Origin of the sequence: Desulforamulus reducens MI-1, assembly GCF_000016165.1 — a bacterium.
In the GTDB taxonomy this organism is placed as follows: domain Bacteria; phylum Bacillota; class Desulfotomaculia; order Desulfotomaculales; family Desulfotomaculaceae; genus Desulfotomaculum; species Desulfotomaculum reducens.
The window spans coordinates 1,641,332-1,659,373 of record NC_009253.1; the positions used below are offsets into that span (position 1 = coordinate 1,641,332).

The 18,042-nt window shown below is 40.7% G+C and carries 17 protein-coding genes; 11 read left to right on the plus strand and 6 right to left on the minus strand.

Going from position 1 to position 18,042, the window contains the following annotated elements; translation table 11 throughout:
* The first annotated feature begins 247 nt into the window (after nucleotides 1–247).
* The 4 genes from DRED_RS08150 to DRED_RS08165 all read left to right on the plus strand — a co-directional run bounded on the left by DRED_RS08150 (nucleotide 248) and on the right by DRED_RS08165 (nucleotide 2,383).
* Entirely contained in the window at nucleotides 248–478 is a 231-nt protein-coding gene (locus DRED_RS08150) for a hypothetical protein (RefSeq protein WP_041274539.1), read from the plus strand.
* 14 nt (nucleotides 479–492) lie between these two features.
* Nucleotides 493–1,575 (plus strand): sulfite exporter TauE/SafE family protein, encoded by a 1,083-nt coding sequence (locus DRED_RS08155; RefSeq protein ID WP_011877858.1) that lies wholly within the window; start codon nucleotides 493–495, stop codon nucleotides 1,573–1,575.
* 65 nt (nucleotides 1,576–1,640) lie between these two features.
* Nucleotides 1,641–1,904, plus strand: coding sequence for a hypothetical protein (locus tag DRED_RS08160; protein ID WP_041274540.1), 264 nt, complete (start codon nucleotides 1,641–1,643; stop codon nucleotides 1,902–1,904).
* A gap of 17 nt (nucleotides 1,905–1,921) precedes the next feature.
* A complete protein-coding gene (locus DRED_RS08165) occupies nucleotides 1,922–2,383 on the plus strand; it encodes a CBS domain-containing protein (protein ID WP_011877859.1) in 462 nt (153 codons plus the stop codon).
* Between the two features lie 165 nt (nucleotides 2,384–2,548).
* Here the strand turns inward: DRED_RS08165 and DRED_RS08170 are convergent, their stop codons facing one another.
* The 3 genes from DRED_RS08170 to DRED_RS08180 are packed head-to-tail and all read right to left on the minus strand — an operon-like array spanning nucleotide 2,549 to nucleotide 4,416.
* Nucleotides 2,549–3,253: an ABC transporter ATP-binding protein gene (locus DRED_RS08170; protein WP_011877860.1), complete on the minus strand. Its 705-nt coding sequence runs from the start codon at nucleotides 3,251–3,253 to the stop codon at nucleotides 2,549–2,551.
* Nucleotides 3,254–3,267: 14 nt separating this feature from the next.
* On the minus strand, nucleotides 3,268–3,630 hold the full coding sequence (locus tag DRED_RS08175; RefSeq protein ID WP_011877861.1) for a GntR family transcriptional regulator: 363 nt from the start codon (nucleotides 3,628–3,630) through the stop codon (nucleotides 3,268–3,270).
* A gap of 3 nt (nucleotides 3,631–3,633) precedes the next feature.
* Complete coding sequence (locus DRED_RS08180; protein ID WP_011877862.1) at nucleotides 3,634–4,416, minus strand: hypothetical protein; 783 nt, start codon at nucleotides 4,414–4,416, stop codon at nucleotides 3,634–3,636.
* Between the two features lie 694 nt (nucleotides 4,417–5,110).
* Between DRED_RS08180 and DRED_RS08185 the strand changes: the two genes are divergently transcribed.
* Together DRED_RS08185 and DRED_RS08190 are read left to right on the plus strand one after the other, a co-directional pair.
* Nucleotides 5,111–5,605: a cation:proton antiporter regulatory subunit gene (locus DRED_RS08185; protein ID WP_011877863.1), complete on the plus strand. Its 495-nt coding sequence runs from the start codon at nucleotides 5,111–5,113 to the stop codon at nucleotides 5,603–5,605.
* Nucleotides 5,606–5,607: 2 nt separating this feature from the next.
* Complete coding sequence (locus tag DRED_RS08190; RefSeq protein ID WP_011877864.1) at nucleotides 5,608–6,843, plus strand: cation:proton antiporter; 1,236 nt, start codon at nucleotides 5,608–5,610, stop codon at nucleotides 6,841–6,843.
* A 112-nt stretch (nucleotides 6,844–6,955) separates the two neighbouring features.
* On the opposite strand, the gene rnk is transcribed toward DRED_RS08190, so the two are convergent.
* The gene (gene rnk / locus DRED_RS08195) at nucleotides 6,956–7,369 is read right to left on the minus strand and encodes a nucleoside diphosphate kinase regulator (RefSeq protein ID WP_011877865.1); all 414 of its coding nucleotides are present in this window, start codon (nucleotides 7,367–7,369) and stop codon (nucleotides 6,956–6,958) included.
* Nucleotides 7,370–7,622: 253 nt separating this feature from the next.
* Nucleotides 7,623–8,168, minus strand: coding sequence for a GNAT family N-acetyltransferase (locus DRED_RS08200; protein ID WP_011877866.1), 546 nt, complete (start codon nucleotides 8,166–8,168; stop codon nucleotides 7,623–7,625).
* 448 nt (nucleotides 8,169–8,616) lie between these two features.
* Between DRED_RS08200 and DRED_RS08205 the strand changes: the two genes are divergently transcribed.
* The 3 genes from DRED_RS08205 (at nucleotide 8,617) to DRED_RS08215 (ending at nucleotide 11,398) form a co-directional block, all read left to right on the plus strand.
* Entirely contained in the window at nucleotides 8,617–9,555 is a 939-nt protein-coding gene (locus DRED_RS08205) for a cation diffusion facilitator family transporter (protein ID WP_420794773.1), read from the plus strand.
* A 79-nt stretch (nucleotides 9,556–9,634) separates the two neighbouring features.
* The gene (locus DRED_RS08210; RefSeq protein WP_011877868.1) at nucleotides 9,635–10,012 is read left to right on the plus strand and encodes a hypothetical protein; all 378 of its coding nucleotides are present in this window, start codon (nucleotides 9,635–9,637) and stop codon (nucleotides 10,010–10,012) included.
* Nucleotides 10,013–10,081: 69 nt separating this feature from the next.
* Nucleotides 10,082–11,398 (plus strand): MFS transporter, encoded by a 1,317-nt coding sequence (locus DRED_RS08215; protein WP_011877869.1) that lies wholly within the window; start codon nucleotides 10,082–10,084, stop codon nucleotides 11,396–11,398.
* A 112-nt stretch (nucleotides 11,399–11,510) separates the two neighbouring features.
* Here the strand turns inward: DRED_RS08215 and DRED_RS08220 are convergent, their stop codons facing one another.
* Nucleotides 11,511–12,449, minus strand: coding sequence for a DMT family transporter (locus DRED_RS08220; protein ID WP_011877870.1), 939 nt, complete (start codon nucleotides 12,447–12,449; stop codon nucleotides 11,511–11,513).
* Nucleotides 12,450–12,704: 255 nt separating this feature from the next.
* Here DRED_RS08220 and DRED_RS17905 point away from each other — a divergent pair, with 255 nt between their 5' ends.
* Complete coding sequence (locus DRED_RS17905) at nucleotides 12,705–14,666, plus strand: PAS domain-containing sensor histidine kinase (protein ID WP_011877871.1); 1,962 nt, start codon at nucleotides 12,705–12,707, stop codon at nucleotides 14,664–14,666.
* A gap of 1,193 nt (nucleotides 14,667–15,859) precedes the next feature.
* The gene (locus DRED_RS08235) at nucleotides 15,860–18,040 is read left to right on the plus strand and encodes a heavy metal translocating P-type ATPase (RefSeq protein ID WP_238442616.1); all 2,181 of its coding nucleotides are present in this window, start codon (nucleotides 15,860–15,862) and stop codon (nucleotides 18,038–18,040) included.
* The last annotated feature ends 2 nt before the right edge of the window (nucleotides 18,041–18,042 follow it).

Sequence of the window (18,042 nt, forward strand, 5' to 3'; positions counted from 1 at the left end):
AAAAACACGATATATTGCAAAAATAAAAGCAATAAGCGTATAATCAGATAAAACAAACTTTAGAAAAATACTCAAGAGGTGTTGCAATTGCTACACCTCTTGAGTATTTTTCTAAAGAAAGCTTGGAAACAAAGGAATTATGATGTTGGCACAGACTTTGCTATATAAAGAATTAAATCACAAATAAAGGAGGGGCGTAGCTTGGGTTAAGCACCTTGTTTAATTACTAGCAAAGGAGAGGTTGAAAATGAGTGATACATCCAAACCCAGTATTTTTAAAACGATCATTTTTTTGGTCGTAGCCTTATGTGCGTACCTTGTTATTTTCTTTAATATTGAGTCCTTAAACAAATTCTACCTCAGCAAATCTGTTGTTCCAGCCATTTGCTTGCTGGGCACCATTGTTTTTATTGCTTTTACTTACGGTACAGCAATGTCTTATATTCTAAATCTATTAGGTCTGGAAAGTGATCATTAAAGGGAGGGAAGATCATGGCAGGTGGAGCTGTAAATTTAGCTGGAGAAGTCATGAAGTTTATAGATTTATCACCAACTACGGCTGTTTCGGTGGCAGGACTAGGTTTTCTGGGCGGTGTGTTAAGTGGTTTTCTGGGAAGCGGTGGGGCCTTTGTCATGACCCCGGGCATGATGGCCCTGGGAGTACCTGGAATTGCCGCTGTAAGTTCTAACTTGGCCCATAAATTTGGCAAGGCGCTGGTAGGGGCCAAAAAACATTCAAAGATGGGTAACGTGGATGCTAAGCTAGGTATCTTCATGATAATATTCTTATTATTAGGTGTCAATATGGCTGTGCATCTTCAGGAGGCAATTTTTTCCTCGCTTGGTAAAGCAGGCTCAAACCTATATATCAGTATTGTGTTTGTGGTGTTGCTCTCTGGATTGTCTATTTTTATTATCAGAGATATCCTAGGGCAAGGAAAAAAGAAAAAGGAGTCAGCAAAAAATCCCCTTGCAGAAAAAATCTGCAATCTAAATATTCCTCCTATGATTTACTTTAAAGTGGCAAATGTTCGGGTTTCTTTATGGTTTGTTGCCCTTATAGCAATGGCTACAGGTTGGCTGGCTGGTACAGTAGGGGTTGGTGGTTTCGTTGGGGTGCCTGCTATGATTTACCTGTTGGGTATTCCCACCACGGTAGCTGCTGGCACCGAATTATTCCTAGCTATTTTTTCAGGGGCATTGGGGGCCTTTCAGTATGCTTTACACGGGTTTGTTGATATTCGATTAGTTCTTTTACTGTATCTCGGATCTCTAATTGGGTTACACATTGGGGCCAATGCTACCAAAATGGTATCCGAACAAAAAATCAAGCTGGTTATGGCAGTGGTTATTGGAATGTCTGCAATAAGTCGGGGCTTCGCCATCCCCAAATATCTGGGTGATTTAAAAATGGCCACTTTTTCTACAGGAGTGACCAATGTCCTAGATATGGCAGCAGCAGTATCCCTTTACGGTGGGGCAGTTGCCGGTGTTATTATGATTATTGGTTATGTTGTTCAATTTAAACGAAGAAACAAGTTGGATACCCAATATGTTCAAAGTCCAGGACATTAACACTTAAAATCCGGCAAGGGGAATTTTCCCTTTGCCGGTCTTAAAATAAAAAGGGGAGGATCAACATGGACCTAACAACCAAGTGCAGGGACTGTCTTAATGATGGAGATTGTCGGGTAAAGATCTCCCTCAATGAAGTTGTGCAAAAAATAATCAAGCAAACTGAAGAGTCTGTTAGAAAAGAAGCATCTCTTAATCTCGAATATATTATTGTAACAGATGTAACTGTCATCCCAACAAATTGTGCATACTTTGTTCCCAAAGAAAGTGCTATCATAAAAGCCTTTAAGTCACATGGGTTTGCCAGAGAATCTTTCGTCACAGTTTGACGGTAAGGTGATCGTATATGATCTCCATTCGTGAAGTCATGGTACCTATTGCTGAGTATTCGGTGGTAATGGAACATATGCCGGTGAAAAAAGCCATTGAAGTATTAAAAAAGTCCTTTCATAGGGATGAAAATGGTGGTATTGTGGGCCACCGCTCTCTGTTGGTAACGAATAAAAAGGGTGAACTGGTCGGTATTGTCACGCTTCGCAATATTTTGAAGGCAGTCTTAACAAAGTATGATCTACCAGACAATTACCTTTGGATTTACTCCGTAAAGGATTCTGGGCCCAATATGCCGGTAAAAGGTGTCATGAGGTCTACCAAAATTGCTTTTGTAGATATTGAAGATGACTGGTACAGGGTTATTGATATTTTTTTAACTAAGAAAGTAAATTCATTACCCGTAGTTGAAAAGGGTAAACTGGTTGGGGTTATCCGGACCATAGATGTATTTGGTATTCTAGGTATATTGTTGTAGGTTCAAGATATTTAAGATTATGTTTGAAAAAATATCCTTGAAATTAGATGCTCCAATTTAATATTTTTGCAGTTAATAGAGCTATGAAATAAATAGCTCTATTTATGTTAGGTTTTTATGGGTTGATTTTTTAAAACGAATTACTTGGATGCCAAATTTTTAAGGCTAACTTGGTAAAATTTCTTTCATCCACTCCACCAGACCTTTGCCTTCGTTACTGCGGATGTCGTCCACTTGCACCATTCCCCGCACTTGGCCATTTTGGATGGCCACTACCGTATCTAAAATAGGTTCTACTTCAGCCACTTCGTGGGTGGTCATGATCAGGGTTTGTTCCGAGAGATCAATATATGAGATGAGGGAACGAATAATAGAATCCCTGACCATTGGGTCCAAGCCCGATAATGGCTCATCCATAAGAATTAAGGGAACTCTTCTGGCCAGGGCCAATATTATCTTAAGCCTTCCCCGATTGCCCTTGGACAGACTCTTTACCTTCTTATCCGGGTCCAATTGCATATAAGCTAACATTTCTCCGGCCTTTTTCTGATCAAAGTCAGCAAATAGGCCTGCATTAAATTTTATGGTTTCAGCTACTGTATAGAAGGGATACAGCGTATCCAGTTCAGAGAGATAAGCCACTTGAGAAGCAATCATGCGATGGGCTTCTTGGCCATTGACTGTAATACAACCACCGTTAGGGTGTACCAATCCGGCGGTTAACTTTAAAATAGTCGATTTACCACTGCCATTCGGCCCCACAAGGCCGATAATCTTACCCTTGGGCAGGGCAAAGCTAACATTATCTAAAGCTACCTGTCGGGGGTATTTTTTTGTAACATTCTTAAATTCAACAATTTGTTCAGACATCCATTACACCTCATTTACTCTTTTTCCAGGACCTTTCTTACACCTTCGACAATTTCTGCAGCTGTGAACCCCATCTCTTTCATATCATTAATGAAGCTGATAATTTGTTCGCTCATAAGTTCTTCCCGTAGTTGTATTAGCCTGCTTTCATTTTCTGTGATAAAGGTTCCTAAACCACGACGGGTTTCCGCAACCTCAATTCGCTCCATCTCAGCATAGACCCGCTGGGTGGTGTTGGGATTAACCCCCAGTTGAATAGCTAATTCCCTCACCGAAGGTAATTTGTCACCGGCATTAAGTTCCCCACGGATAATCTGTCGACAGAGACGCTGGATAATTTGCAAATAAATGGGTTGGGTGTTGTTAAAGTTGGTCATTTTTTATACCTCAACTTTGTTATCTATGAGCCAGGAAGAAAGGGCCAGCACGGCAACTGTTACGATAAAGACCATAAAAATCTGACCGGCATAAAGTTGAAGACCTTCCAAAGGGTTGCCATTGGCCTGGGGGAACAACCTTTTCACGGATAAGAGGTGAATATTAAAGGCACCCCAATGGGTCAGTTTTTGAAAAAGCCAGGTTTGTTGGATTTTGCCCAGGCCCCAGGTGGCTGCTATAAGGGTGGCCAGGCCTGCTAACCAATTGAAACGGCCCAAAATATTGCGAGTGCTGGCTGTTGCCACGGCCATTAGAGAAGTCCAAGCTGCCATGTAGATACTGGCTCCAATGATAGCCAGGGCCACATAAGTACCCAATTCCGTAACAAACAGCGCCAAGGAACCAATATCTGTACCGATCTGCTCCGACGGCAGACTGAACAATGTTAAGTAAATAAAGACAGCATCCACCAGTAGGATGGCCAGCATAACAACCACTGCCATTACTAACTTGGCTGTCAGCAGCATCCAGGCCGGTTGGGGACAATGGAGCCAGAGATGTGGAGTTTGTTTTAACTCGCTGGAAACGTTTGTTAACATATAGAAAGCTGGGTAAAACAGGGCGCAGATAATAAGGAGAGATGCCGGGGCCAAAACAATCCCCAGATGATCTTGGTTGGAATACATCACCCACAAACCGGCAATAATTAAGATTCCTAACAAGACAGCCGATAATGTCCTTGTCATGCGATATTCTTTTTTTACTAAGTGCCACCAGGCGTTCATTTACTATTCCTCCCATACTGTATTAATGTACTGGTGTTATAGTAAAATAGTACACTACAACAATATTTCTGTCAAGGAGAAAGCCTAATTCTATTTTCACCCTGAATCCGTGAGTAACCCATTTAGTAACCATATCCCTTAGTATTTATAAAAAAATTTGTATTGCCGTCTTGCGATACAACAATTCAATAATTCACTAAACCGTATTAGGGCTAAATTTGGCAACAACAAACTAAGCACTTCTTTTAGTGCAAAGTCTTATCGTTTTGTGGATATTTCTACCTTGCTAAACACACAGAGTATTAATGAAAGGTAGGAAACGACATTGTCTTCTGTCTCCATGTCGAACCTATTACGAAACTGTGATATCCTTGGTTGCAATGTATGAAGTGGCGGGTATTCTTTTTATCCTAGGACTGTTGTTCATCTTGCCCCTGTATCGCCTGCCATTAGTCACCGAAGAATCAAGAACCAACTTATAAAGTCGTAACAAAATGATCAAAGATACCTCCACGAGGATACATGATTAAACTAACAGCCAAGAACCCTGGGAAATATTCATGAATAGTAATGACAAAGACTTGTATCCCTAAAGGGTATAAGGAAACCAAGTCTTTCTTAGTCTTACTTTTGCTGTTTTAACATGGAAGATAATGATAGAATATATAAAAATAAAATAATAAGGGGTGCAGGCATGTCTCTGATTAAAGAAACTGATTTGCCGGGAATCGGTAGAAAATTCCAAGTAAATACCCGTAGTGGTGACAAGTTGGTAATCGTTATTCATGATGATGGCCGACGAGAAATTCATCATTTTGATTATGATGATCCAGAAGAAAGCATCTCAATGGTGACACTGGATGATAATGAGGCCCGCCGCGTAAGTGGTATTATTGGTGGTATGGCCTATCTGCCTAAGGCATTGGAATCCGTGGAAGTGGCCTTTGATAATATGGTATTTGAATGGTATAAGGTAGAGAGTGGCGCGAAAGCCATTGGTAAAACCATCGTAGAACTGCAAATACGCAAAAAAACCGGGGCCATGATTATTGCAATTATTAAAAAGGATGAGAAAATAATTAATCCAGGTCCCAATCAAGTAATTGCGGAAGGGGCTACGCTAGTGGTCATCGGTGAAAGAAAACAAGTGAAGGCCTGTAAAGAACTACTCTTAAATGGGAGCCTATAGCCATGGAAACTTATGTCATGCTAGAAATTGGCCTTGCTTTGTGCATTGTAGGTGCTGCCGGTCTCTTGGCTGCTCGTTTTCGTTTCTCCATTGTGCCTTTCCTTATTCTGGCCGGCATGGCAGTTGGTCCCCAGGCCCCGGTTATCGGTGTATTTGATTTTCGTTTTATTGAAAGCACACCGCTTATTCAGTTTATGGGACGATTAGGTGTCCTTTTTTTGTTATTTTACTTGGGGCTTGAATTTTCTGTGGGGCGCTTGTTAAAGGCAGGTAAATCCATTTTTTTGGGCGGAACCACCTATATGCTGATTAACTTTTCCCTAGGCATGGCCCTGCCTTACCTATGGGGCTGGCCCTTGAGAGAAATCTTAGTGGTGGCTGGTATTATTTCCATCTCTTCCAGTGCCATTGTGGCCAAAGTTTTAGTTGACTTAAAAAGAACAGTTAGGGCAGAAACAGAAATGATTTTAGGTTTAATGCTGTACCAGGATGTTTTCGTCGCGGTATATCTGTCCATCGTCTCCGGTCTGGTACTCACAGGTGCCACCTCCTCGACGACTGTTTTAAAAACTTCTGTGATTGCTTTAGGCTTTATGCTTAGTTTTATTTTGGTAGGGCGTAAGCTGGCACCCCGCATTAACAAGCTACTGAATGTACCTTCTGACGAGATTTTTATGCTGATTGTTTTTGGTATTCTCACTTTAGTGGCTGGCTTATCGGAAACCATTCATGTGGCCGAAGCTATTGGAGCTTTACTAGTGGGATTGGTGTTGGCAGAGACGGATCACTTAGAACGCATTGAGCATATTGTGGTACCATTTAGAGATTTTTTTGGGGCCCTCTTTTTCTTCAGCTTTGGATTGAGTATAGATCCATTTTCACTGGGTGGAGCCATCTGGCCCGCTCTAATCGCTGTTATCGTAACTATAATTGGCAATTTTGTTGCAGGATTAATAGCCGGGCGTAAGGCAGGCTATTCATACCAAGGCGCTACCAATATAGGATTAACCATTACTTCACGGGGTGAGTTTTCCATTATTCTGGCTAACCTAGCAAAAGCTGGGGGATTACTTTCAATTTTACAACCCTTTGCAGCACTTTATGTGTTGCTATTGGCTATTTTAGGACCTCTATTAACGAAAGAATCCAAATGGATATATAGCAAGTTAGCCGGGGTATTTGGCTGGCCATCTATTAAAGATAAAAAACAAAGACGGCGAGCCGAAGCTAAAGGGTAGACAGCTTTTTGCTGTCTACCCTTTAAACTTTTAAGGCTGAAGCCCTGCCTAATAGGCAAATGCCTACAGGGTATGACTGTCAGCTAAGTTTTTCTATGGAGTCCTTTATTGTTTATAAATCATAATCTCCCGTAGCTTCTGGTTGGTAAAGAATATTTTCGACTTTTAACTGCACAACACCGTCCGGCACCTTCCAGTTAACTACATCACCAACCCGGTATCCCAGGATAGCTGTTCCTACCGGAGCTAGTATGGAAATTTTATCCTCTAAGAGGTCAGCATCCGCAGGATAAACCAGTGAATAGGTTAATTCTTCATCAGCGTCCAGATCCTTTAGTAGCACTTTAGAATTCATGGTAATAACATCCTGTGGGATTTCTTTGGAAGGAACCACTTGTGCCAGTTTAAGTTCTTCTTCCAGACTTTTTAGATATTCCTTACTGGCTGGGTTAAATTCTTTTTCTTTAATAATAAGTTTCTCAAGTCGTTCCTTATCAGCACTGGTGATATATATTTTTCTTTCCATGTTTATCTTCCTTTCTATATCTAAATAGCTTGTTTAAAACAATGGTGACTATCGCCTACGGATAGTCACCGATTAGAATCATATTTTCATTGGTATAATATTACATCTAATTATATATAATAATCCTTTATAAGTAAACACTGAAACCATTTTTGGATTCCTAATTGAACTTTTTTATTCTCTACCACCTATTTTATCCAGAATAACCAAACTTATTTTGCCATTTGATATAAGTGCTATTAAACTTGTTTTATTATTGGGTTATTTTTTTTCTCATGACAATACCCTTTTCAGTTGCAAACCCGATGGGTTTAAAGAAGGAGGAAATAGTAAATACCTCTTGAAAGCCTAATTTTTTATATGTATTTTGAGCTGCTTGCCATTTTTCAGAGACAATTAAGACAACACTGATTACTTTAGGATGGCTCTTAATAGTTCTTTCCATTAATTCCTGCAGCATCTTTTTCCCTAAGCCGGCGCCTCTGAATTCTGGTAATAACCCCATTGAAGAAATATAGAGTTCGTTGCCTTGAGGGATATGGGCATCTTTAATAGAATGTCCCAGCTCAAGTTTTTTTGGTTTAAGATTTTCTGCAAAGGTCCACAGCTCAGAGCAAATGTACCCTACGGGCTTTGTGCTTTCAGTCATTTCCAACAAAAGAAAACCTTCTGGAAAGGTACTAATCCGATCCAAGTAGACCACGCGGGATTCCTTAACACCATCTGCAAAGGATAATTCTTCTATAGCTAAAATATCGTTAATATCCTCTGTGTTGGCAAACCTAAAAGTTTCGGACATTGAATAAGACCTCCTCTCAGGGGTATTATTCGTTAGCAGAGGAATAATTCCTTGTTTAAATTCTGGGCACAGAGGGGAGATGATACTCTAGAGGTATTTTCTAGCTGATTTGTTCTTGAAGTCTAATAACGAAAAGGAATCCAGCAACAATAGTTTGCTAGGTCCTATGAGAAATAGGAGGTATATTACCATTTTGGTACATTTTTACCAGAAAATGAAGCGGTGAATATTGTTACTATTTATGAGTAAATCATTACTGAAATTTACATTATAATAGTTCTATTTAATTTAAATATCTTCTTTTACAAGGAAATGTTTTAGACCATGATAATATATATATTATAAGACAAATGACTTTGCCCGGCTTTCATTATTAGAATGAATCCCGGGCATTTGTACTGTTTAGGAAAATGAGAATGGTTATAACTCACATTTAGAGTGAAGAGGGGTGAATGGTTTGAATCCTAAGGTAAAGGTGGCAAAATTATCGATAATCTCTAATACATTTCTAACCATTGGAAAGTTAGCCGTTGGGTTTTCCATGAACTCAGTAAGTGTTATTTCTGAAGCTATTCACTCGGCACTTGATTTATTAGCGGCCATAATTGCTTTTTCAGCTGTTAAAATATCCGCTAAACCTGCCGATGAATGTCATAATTTTGGTCATGGGAAATATGAAAATGTGGCTAGTATCATTGAGGCCATGTTAATTGTTGGTGCAGCGGTATTGATTGTTTGCAAGGCTGTTCCTAAGTTCTCCGGTCAGGTGGAAATTGAAAATCTGGGTATAGGTGCTGCTGTGATGGCAGTCTCAGCCCTTGTAAACTATCTGGTATCAAGAAAACTTATGAAGGTTGCCAAGGAGACTGATTCGCCGGCCTTGGCGGGGGATGCCTGGCATTTACTTACGGATGTTTATACTTCTCTTGGGGTATTTCTTGGTATTGTTGCTATCTATTTTACTGGCTTAACAATTATCGATCCCATTATTGCCATTGTGGTTGCGCTGCTCATTTTAAAGGCTGCTTACAACCTAATCTATGAATCCATGAGTAGTATTTTAGATGCCAGACTGCCAGAAGAAGAGATAAGGATCATCCATGAGACCCTCAAAGCCTATTCCGATCAAATCATCAATTACCACGAATTACGCACAAGGAAATCGGGCAGTGAACGGTACGTTGATATGCACTTATTAATTCCTAAATGCCGCACTCTGGTGGAGGCTCACAACTTGTGTGATCAAATAGAAAAGGATATAAACCTGAGACTAACCAATATTCGTGTTTTAATTCATGCAGAACCCTGTGGTGCGGGATGCTTTAAAGGCAATCCATCAATTAATAGCTGCAAATCCTGTAAAGAACGTAATAAATTCCTCCAATAGAAACATGCGATAAGGGGACTGTTTATGTGTTTCAGTGTACCTCGAAAACGTATTGGCCTACATTGAGAAGGAGCTTAGCATGGAAAGTGGTAAGATGGCTAATAAAAAGCTCCAATTAATAGCGTTAAAAAAAGATATGTATGAGAATACTGCTCATTCTGCCTATGACTTTGATAAAGTAACCGAAATAAATCAACACCTTTCTGGGGTTATTGATGAAACTTTGAGCTATAAAAACACCCAAAAACAAGCAGAAAAAGTTTATTCGAGATTAAAGAATCGGGTTGAAGTTCAATTGCTCCGTTCTTGTGAAGGTAAAATGGCAAAAGGGGCTATAATTATCCCTGCATATATGGCAAAGGGGTTAGAGTTTGATGTGGTTATGGTATATAACGCCAATGAGCAAAATTACTCTAGTAAATTCGATAAAAAATTGCGTGAAAATTTAAGCAAATAATGCTACAATAGTTGGTAAAGTCTTGCATTTAGCAATACCAAGAATGAATGAACGGAGGCAGAAGGGATTTTGAATATTGCACAACGATTAGATAGGCTGCCACTGGTTCCTATGCATTGGTCCATTTTAATTGCGACTGGTGTTGGCTGGCTTTTTGATTCCATGGATGTGGGGTTAATATCCTTTGTTATGCCAGCGCTACAAAGGGACTGGGGGTTATCACCAGCCCAACTGGGCTTGATCGGTAGTGTAGGCATGGTGGGTATGGCCTTGGGGGCTGCCCTCAGTGGATCATTTGCAGATAGATATGGGCGAAAAAAAGTTATCTTATTTACTTTAGTTCTGTTTGGGCTGGCCACTGGTTTTGCAGGGTTGGCCACAGGTCTTACCACCATGCTGTTGGCCAGATTTTTGGTTGGGTTGGGCCTAGGTGGTGAACTCCCTGTGGCGTCAACGCTGGTCAGTGAAATCTCGCCCCTTTTGGTTCGGGGGCGCTTTGTGGTTTTATTGGAGAGTTTCTGGGCCTGGGGGTGGATAGTTGCGGCCTTAATAGCCTATCTGCTGATTCCAGAGTATGGTTGGCGGGTAGCTTTTTTCATCGGTGCAGTACCAGCACTGGCAGCGGTCTTTTTAAGACAGGCCATTCCTGAATCACCCCGTTTTTTAATACAAAAGGGCCGCTACGAAGAGGCAGATGCCATTGTATCCCTTATGGAACAACAAGCGGGTATGGAGATTAGTAAGGAGAATAAGACCAAGACTCAAGCAAAGGAGAACGGGGGTACCTTTAGTGACCTCTGGTCAGTTCAACTCCGGCGTCGTACATTAACTCTCTGGATATTATGGCTGGGTATAAACTTTGGCTATTATGGATTTGTGATGTGGATTCCTACCTTACTGGTGGGTAAAGGATTTATCATTATTAAGAGTTTACAGTATGTACTACTCATGACTTTGGCCCAAATCCCCGGTTACTTTACGGCTGCTTATCTTATTGAAGTGGTTGGGCGCAAGGTCGTTCTTACTATTTTTCTAGCAGGCACCGCTATCTCTGCTTACTTTTTTGGTCAAAGTGATACGGTAAGAGAGATTATGGTTGCGGGAAGTTTCTTGTACTTTTTCAGTCTTGGGGCTTGGGGGGCGGTCTACGCTTATACACCAGAGAATTATCCAACCATATCCAGGGGAACTGGTGTGGGCTGGGCAGCTGCTGTTGGTAGGTTAGGCGCCATAGCAGCACCATATTTGGTAGGGGTTGTTTATCAGGCCCAGGGAAAGGAAAGCGGTTACACCACTGTATTTCTGATGCTGACGGTAGTTTTTGCCGTAACGGCACTGGCAGTCTTGTTTCTAGGTCAAGAAACAAGGGGACGGTCGTTAGCCTGAAAATTTGTGGGATGTTGTTGTCAAGCAATTTTGATCTAATGCTTTTTATACACCAGAAAACAGGCCTGGTATGTATATGTTGATTAATAATGTAATAGGAAAATTAAGGGACTTAATCCGATATATTAAGTCCTTTTTTATTATCCCTTGCAGCGGTCTTTGGTTTAAACTCATTGGTTATATAAACACCTGCCATAACCATACATCCGCCAAAGATTGTGATAAAAGATATCTTTTCGTTCAATAACAGCACACCTGTCAAAGTGGCAAAGAGAGGATTAAAATATGCAAAAACAGATGTGCGAATGGCACCAATTTTCTCAACACCTGCATACCATACAAAGTATGCATAAACCGAGCAAAATAGTGCAAGGTATAGAGCGGCTGACACGGTTGGCCAGGATAATTCTGCAAGCTGTTTCATTAACGAATGGGTCCCTAATAGATCGGGAACTGCCAGCAAGGGTAGCAGAAGGAGTGTCCCGAAGATATGAATATAGGCCATGGCCACGAAGGGGCTGTATTTAAGTAAAATCTTTTTTCCGTACAGAGTAAACCCAGCCCAAACAATTGCATTGGATAATAACATTAAATCCCCTTTTATGGTTGTGGACTGAAATATGCCTGCCCAATTTCCCTCGGAAATGACTAAGGATACACCAATAAAGGACAGTGCTATGCCACAGGACATTGCCCTGCTTATTTTTTCGATTTTCAGTGCTGCACCAATTATTGCCACCATGATTGGACTGGTGGCAATAATTAAAGCCGAATGGATTGTATTTGTATATTGTAACCCAGTGAATTGGATATAAAAGTATGATGTTATCCCCATAAAACCTAGAATGATAAAGGTGGGTATGTCTTTCACTTCTATTGCCCGTTCCTTGCGTATTTGTAAAAGTACGTAGAAAATAACAGAAGCAATGGTGAAACGCAAGATTACAAGGTTCAGTGGGTGCAGTTCCTGCAAGCCTATTTTGGCTGCTGCAAAGGAGGTTCCCCAGAAAAAGGATACCGTAAGTAACAAAAGATGAATATAACGACCCATTTCAGACATCTCCATTGGTTGTAATACATTTTAGTTTATTGGGCTGTGAACGCCACAATACAGATAGTTAATTCTACAACAGTTTTATTACCATAGACAACCATTAAAGAAACTTAAGTAAAAAAGAAAGATACATATAAACAAACAATGTTAAATTTAGACAAATTATCTAAAGGTATTTTCTATACTAAATGTTGAAAATTATTGTATTTTAGATAATGGGGGTATCCTGATGCCCAAGGGCCATGATTTATCTTGCAAAAAAAAGCATTAAAATATCTGTCCAGAACGAAGCAACAAATTGCTAAAAACAAGCAACTAACACAAGAAATAAATGAATTAAATAAGAAATGGAATGCAATGACATTGGGGTACTGCAGCAGAATCTTATCGAACCTAAGTTTACTCTTGGATAAACTTGAAGCAGTGGTTTATGTAAGTGATTTGGAAACCTACGATATTTTATTTATAAATAACTTTGGCAGACAAATTTTTGGTCAGGGAGAAAATTTGTTAGGTAAAAAGTGCTATTCTGTACTTCAAGGAAAAGACCACCCCTGCGAATTTTGTACTAATAATAAATTGGTGCAGGATGGGGAACCGCAAGTTTACGTTTGGGAATTTTTAAATCAAATAACTAATAAATGGATGAAATGTGTAGACTATGCTGTGCCTTGGTTTGATGGACGCCTGGTAAGATTGGAAATTGCTTTAAATATTAGCGATAATAAAATCCTAAAAAGTGAGTTGAATAAATATCAAGAACAGTTGGAATCCTTATTTAAAGAACGCACCGTAGCATTAAAAGAAAATAAGAATCGTTATGAAGCCATTATCAAGTCACTTCCGGTGGGTGTTTATCAGACAAGCCCGGAAGGATATTGTGTTTACACCAATGAAGAGACAAGTAGGATAGTAGGTATACCAAAAGAGAATATGATTGATTATCTGTGGACTCGTTCCTTGCATCCGGAGGATAAAAAAAGCGTAATTATTAAGTGGGTTAAATGTGTTAAGAAAAAAATTCCCTTTCGTAAAGAGGTAAGGATTGTGCGGCCAGATGGCAATGTTGTTTGGAGCATCGCACTGGCTAACCCCTACGTGAGTCATGATGGTAAATTATGGTATGTGGGGACGATTATGGATATTACAGGAAGAAAAAAAGGAGAAGACAGACTTCGCTTGTCCAATGAGAGGTTCTCAAAGGCCTTTAATGCAAGTTCCAACCCGATGGCCATAATTTCTTTGGAATCAGGAACAACCCTTGATGCAAATGAGGCTTTTCTAACACACACTGAGTACACAAAAAAAGAAATAATAGGCTGTAAAATACTTGAACTTAGTTTAATGCTTTCCTTTGACCAAGTCTTTTTAAGCGAAATCAGAGAAGCCATGCAAAACAAAAAACCCATTAAAAATTATGAGCTTCGTATATGCTCAAAAAATAGAGTCCTTCGCTATGGTTTACTTTCTACCGATATTATAGAATTGAATGATGAAGCTTGTATGTTAGTTAATTTTAATGATCTCACTGAAAGAAGACAGATGGAGCGGGAACTGGCAAGGCTGGATCGATTAAATATAGTGGGTCAAATGGCTGCGGGAATCGGGCATGAAATTCGTAATCCCATGACCAGTGTAAGGGGATTTTTACAACTGCTGAAAAATAAAGATGAATGTGTTAAGTACACCGATTATTTTAATCTCATGATAGAGGAATTGGATAGGGCTAATTCCATTATTACAGAATACTTATCCTTGGCTAGACGGCAAGGCGCGAACCTTAAAATGCAAAATATGAATGATATCCTGGATGCCTTACATCCTTTAATACAATCTGACGCTAACAATTGCAATGTAAATTTAAAGATTCAAAAAGAAACGGTACCTGATATATTACTAAATGAAAAGGAACTAAGACAACTTATCTTGAATTTGGTTCGAAATGGTCTTGATGCCATGCCAGAAGGAGGTACCTTAATACTAAAGACCCAAAAAAAAGGTAAAAAAGTAGTCCTTTCAGTCCAAGATCAAGGAAAGGGGATTGCCCACTCAATCATGGATAAGCTTGGCACTCCCTTTGTGACGACGAAGGATAACGGAGTTGGCTTGGGCCTGGCCACTTGCTATTCAATAGCATCCAGACACAAGGCAAATATCATAGTTAGCTCAAGTTCAAGGGGTACAAACTTTATGGTGGAGTTTAAAAACAGTTAGCAAATAAGAGGTGCTGAAGCTCACTGGTTCGACCACAGACTACACCCGGGCAGTTCCACAACGCGGGACATAGAATACCCTCGGGGAAAAGGTAATCTCCTAAGAGTGGTTACCCAGGCGAAGAGTGGTCTTGTTAATCTATTTAATATATACGTAAGAACCGTGATGTTTGATGGGGTAAAACAAAAAGATATGACGAATTAACTCTGATGTTCTTGTAGAATCATAAAACTTTTCGGCTTGCATAAGGACAACTAAGGCTTACGCCGTCGCCTAAAGGCTCTCGTGTCCTATAGGGTATGGCGTAAGCCAAGTTTTCTTTACTAGGTTCCTTCTTTTTTTACCAATCCTAAGTAGTAAGCCATTTTCCGAGCAAACATCTCTCTGGATTGTTTATCCCTAGAGCCAAGTAATAACGACAAATAGAAATTTGAGAGAAGCTTATGCCACCATTTGGAGACAGAAAACATAAAATCCCCCCCAATCTTTGCTTTAGTGGTATTTTATGTAGTGACTCTAATTTTGGCTAGGAACATATTCCTTTTGGCCTTGTTTGGATGTACTTAAAATTGTAAGAATGAGTGAGTAAATGAAAGAAAAACTTATTTCATTGAGGGAGAGAAGTAAGGCTTTTTTGCAAAGACAACCTCTTGGATTGTTTGAATTTCTCCTTAACCAACTAAATCCGTATCAGAAAATCGACCTTTGGCTTCCAAAAGTACAGGTGCAAATATACCTTGTAACTCTTTTTAAGTTGAGTAAGAAGATTGTTAAATGCCTCACTAGAAAAACGATAACCTATCCATCATCCCTACTTTCCAAAAAATCTTAACTCTACGGTACCATAGATGGGTAAAAATGGATGTGATAAGTATCACAGCACAGATAATACTGCCCTCTAGTATAAACTTCCCTAATCTCAATTTTAGTACAATTTAAAAATAATTAGTGACAAAGGGCAACCACTGTAATAATATTATATTTAAATGATTGCTTGAATGTTTAAAGGATGCATTTAGGCTTTGGATAAGGGAGGTATTACTGTGCAAAAGACACATGCTGATAAACAAAAAGAGCAATGTGGCTGTGGCTGTGAAGGCAAAAGAATCAACCCAACACGAGGTTTTTCGATGGGGAAAATCAACTACAAATCTGCACTGACGAAGGACTTTGCCTTACCTAGTTCCCCATTTATTACTGAAGAAAAAGCAGACCAAAAGAAAACAGAACTCCGTTTAAGCGGTCTGGATTGTGCCGATTGTGCTGCCAAACTGGAGAGGAAAATTCAAGCCCTGCCTGGTGTGGCGGAAGCAAAGATTAATTTTGGTGCAGGTAAGATCACCGTTTGCCATACGACCCCGGCAGAGACCATTTTGCAGGCAATTAAAACAGCTGGCTACCAAGGGCGTTTAGCTAACGAAGCAAGGAAACCACCCAAGCAAAGCGTCTTTGAAGATACTAAGCTGGTTCTAACGGGTTTTTCAGGTCTTATGGTAGCAGTGGGTTTTTTCCTCTCGTTTTCAAATATATCGGAAACTCTAGTAAATGGAGTCTATCTTGCCGCTATCTTAAGCGGTGGATTTTATACCGCCCGAAGTGGTCTTACTTCTCTTAAGTCTGTGTCATTGGATATGAATTTCCTTATGACTGTGGCGGTGGTGGGCGCTGTAGCCATTGGAGAATGGGCTGAAGGGGCAACGGTGGTATTCCTTTTTGCTCTGGGCAATACCCTGCAGGCCTTTACAATGGAAAAAACCCGTAACTCCATTCGGGCATTGATGGATCTCTCCCCTAAAGATGCTCTGGTACTTCGTAACGGCCAGGAACTACGGTTGCCAGTTGAGGAGCTTAGAATTGATGACATCATAATTGTAAAACCCGGCGAATGTATTCCTATGGATGGTGAAGTGGTGGCAGGGACTACTGATGTTAATCAGGCGCCCATCACTGGAGAATCCATGCCAATTGAGAAAACTGTTGGACATGAGGTTTACGCTGGTACGATGAACGGACATGGGGCCATTGAGGTTAAAGTTACCAAGTTGGTGGAAGATACCACATTGGCGAAAATCATAAACCTTGTGGAAGAGGCCCAGGCTCAAAAAGCACCCTCCCAACAGCTTGTTGATGTATTCGCTAAGTACTATACCCCTGCAGTGGTCATAGGCGCTGTACTAATAGCTTTGGTTCCTTGGTTATTCTTCGCACAGCCCTTTCAACTCTGGATTGAACGGGCGCTGATACTGTTGGTAATTTCTTGTCCCTGCGCCCTTGTTATATCCACTCCTGTATCCATTGTGGCTGCCATCGGCAGTGCTGCCCGAAAAGGGGTATTAATTAAAGGGGGAGCTTATCTGGAGGAAGCGGGGTCTTTAAAGGTAATTGCCTTTGATAAAACCGGCACCCTCACCCGGGGCAGGCCGGAAGTGGCTGCAGTAATACCCGTGGATGGAGTAAGCTCCCAAAGGGTGATTGAACTTGCTGCTGCCATCGAAAAACGTTCCCAGCATCCATTGGCCGAGGCCATTTTGAGGTATGCTAAGGAGAAGGAGATTAAAGTACCCATAGGAACAGAGTTTCAATCCTTTACAGGTAAAGGTGCTGCGGCAATTGTGGATGGTATGGTCTGTTACATTGGTAACAGTCGTTTGTTTGAAGAGTTAAATCTTTTCCCAGCCCCCCTGCAGGAACAGATTACTGTGCTGCAGAATCAAGGAAAAACAGTGATGATTTTGGGCAGTGGACATGAAGTCCTGGGGCTTATTGCGGTGGCTGACCAAATTCGCGAAAGCAGCCGGGCAGCCGTGGCAGGGCTGCGTCAGGCTGGTATTAGTCAACTGGTAATGCTAACTGGTGATAACACCGGAACCGCCAGGATAATTGCCCAGGAATTAGGGATTGATGATTACCGGGCAGAACTTTTACCTGAAAATAAATTAAAGGCCATTCAACAATTACAGCAGGAGTATGGTAAGGTAGGGATGGTGGGTGATGGCATCAACGATGCACCAGCCCTGGCCACTGCCGCTGTAGGCATTGCTATGGGGGGAGCCGGCACCGATACTGCTTTGGAAACTGCGGACATTGCATTGATGGCCGACGATTTAAGTAAACTACCCTATGCCATGCACCTGAGTAAACAGACCCTGCGGATTATTAAACAGAATATCTGGTTTTCCCTGGCTATAAAAGCTGTGTTTATTGCTGCTACCTTCTTGGGTTTTGCCAACCTGTGGATGGCTGTATTTGCCGATACCGGAGCGGCCCTTTTGGTGATTGCTAATGGGATGAGATTAATGAAGGTGGAGGACCCCTATACAAGGGATAGCTTGGATTCCCGTAAATTATCATCCCAAACCTGTACCAGTGTGTAATG

What these genes read in the sequence shown, in the direction of transcription:
- DRED_RS08180 (WP_011877862.1), bottom strand. Translation starts at nt 4,416, where the DNA reads ATGAACGCCTGGTGGCACTTAGTAAAAAAAGAATATCGCATGACAAGG.
- DRED_RS08210 (WP_011877868.1), top strand. Translation starts at nt 9,635, where the DNA reads ATGGAAAGTGGTAAGATGGCTAATAAAAAGCTCCAATTAATAGCGTTA.
- DRED_RS08150 (WP_041274539.1), top strand. Translation starts at nt 248, where the DNA reads ATGAGTGATACATCCAAACCCAGTATTTTTAAAACGATCATTTTTTTG.
- DRED_RS08175 (WP_011877861.1), bottom strand. Translation starts at nt 3,630, where the DNA reads ATGACCAACTTTAACAACACCCAACCCATTTATTTGCAAATTATCCAG.
- DRED_RS08200 (WP_011877866.1), bottom strand. Translation starts at nt 8,168, where the DNA reads ATGTCCGAAACTTTTAGGTTTGCCAACACAGAGGATATTAACGATATT.
- DRED_RS08185 (WP_011877863.1), top strand. Translation starts at nt 5,111, where the DNA reads ATGTCTCTGATTAAAGAAACTGATTTGCCGGGAATCGGTAGAAAATTC.
- rnk (WP_011877865.1), bottom strand. Translation starts at nt 7,369, where the DNA reads ATGGAAAGAAAAATATATATCACCAGTGCTGATAAGGAACGACTTGAG.
- DRED_RS08190 (WP_011877864.1), top strand. Translation starts at nt 5,608, where the DNA reads ATGGAAACTTATGTCATGCTAGAAATTGGCCTTGCTTTGTGCATTGTA.
- DRED_RS08160 (WP_041274540.1), top strand. Translation starts at nt 1,641, where the DNA reads ATGGACCTAACAACCAAGTGCAGGGACTGTCTTAATGATGGAGATTGT.
- DRED_RS08220 (WP_011877870.1), bottom strand. Translation starts at nt 12,449, where the DNA reads ATGGGTCGTTATATTCATCTTTTGTTACTTACGGTATCCTTTTTCTGG.
- DRED_RS08165 (WP_011877859.1), top strand. Translation starts at nt 1,922, where the DNA reads ATGATCTCCATTCGTGAAGTCATGGTACCTATTGCTGAGTATTCGGTG.
- DRED_RS08155 (WP_011877858.1), top strand. Translation starts at nt 493, where the DNA reads ATGGCAGGTGGAGCTGTAAATTTAGCTGGAGAAGTCATGAAGTTTATA.
- DRED_RS08170 (WP_011877860.1), bottom strand. Translation starts at nt 3,253, where the DNA reads ATGTCTGAACAAATTGTTGAATTTAAGAATGTTACAAAAAAATACCCC.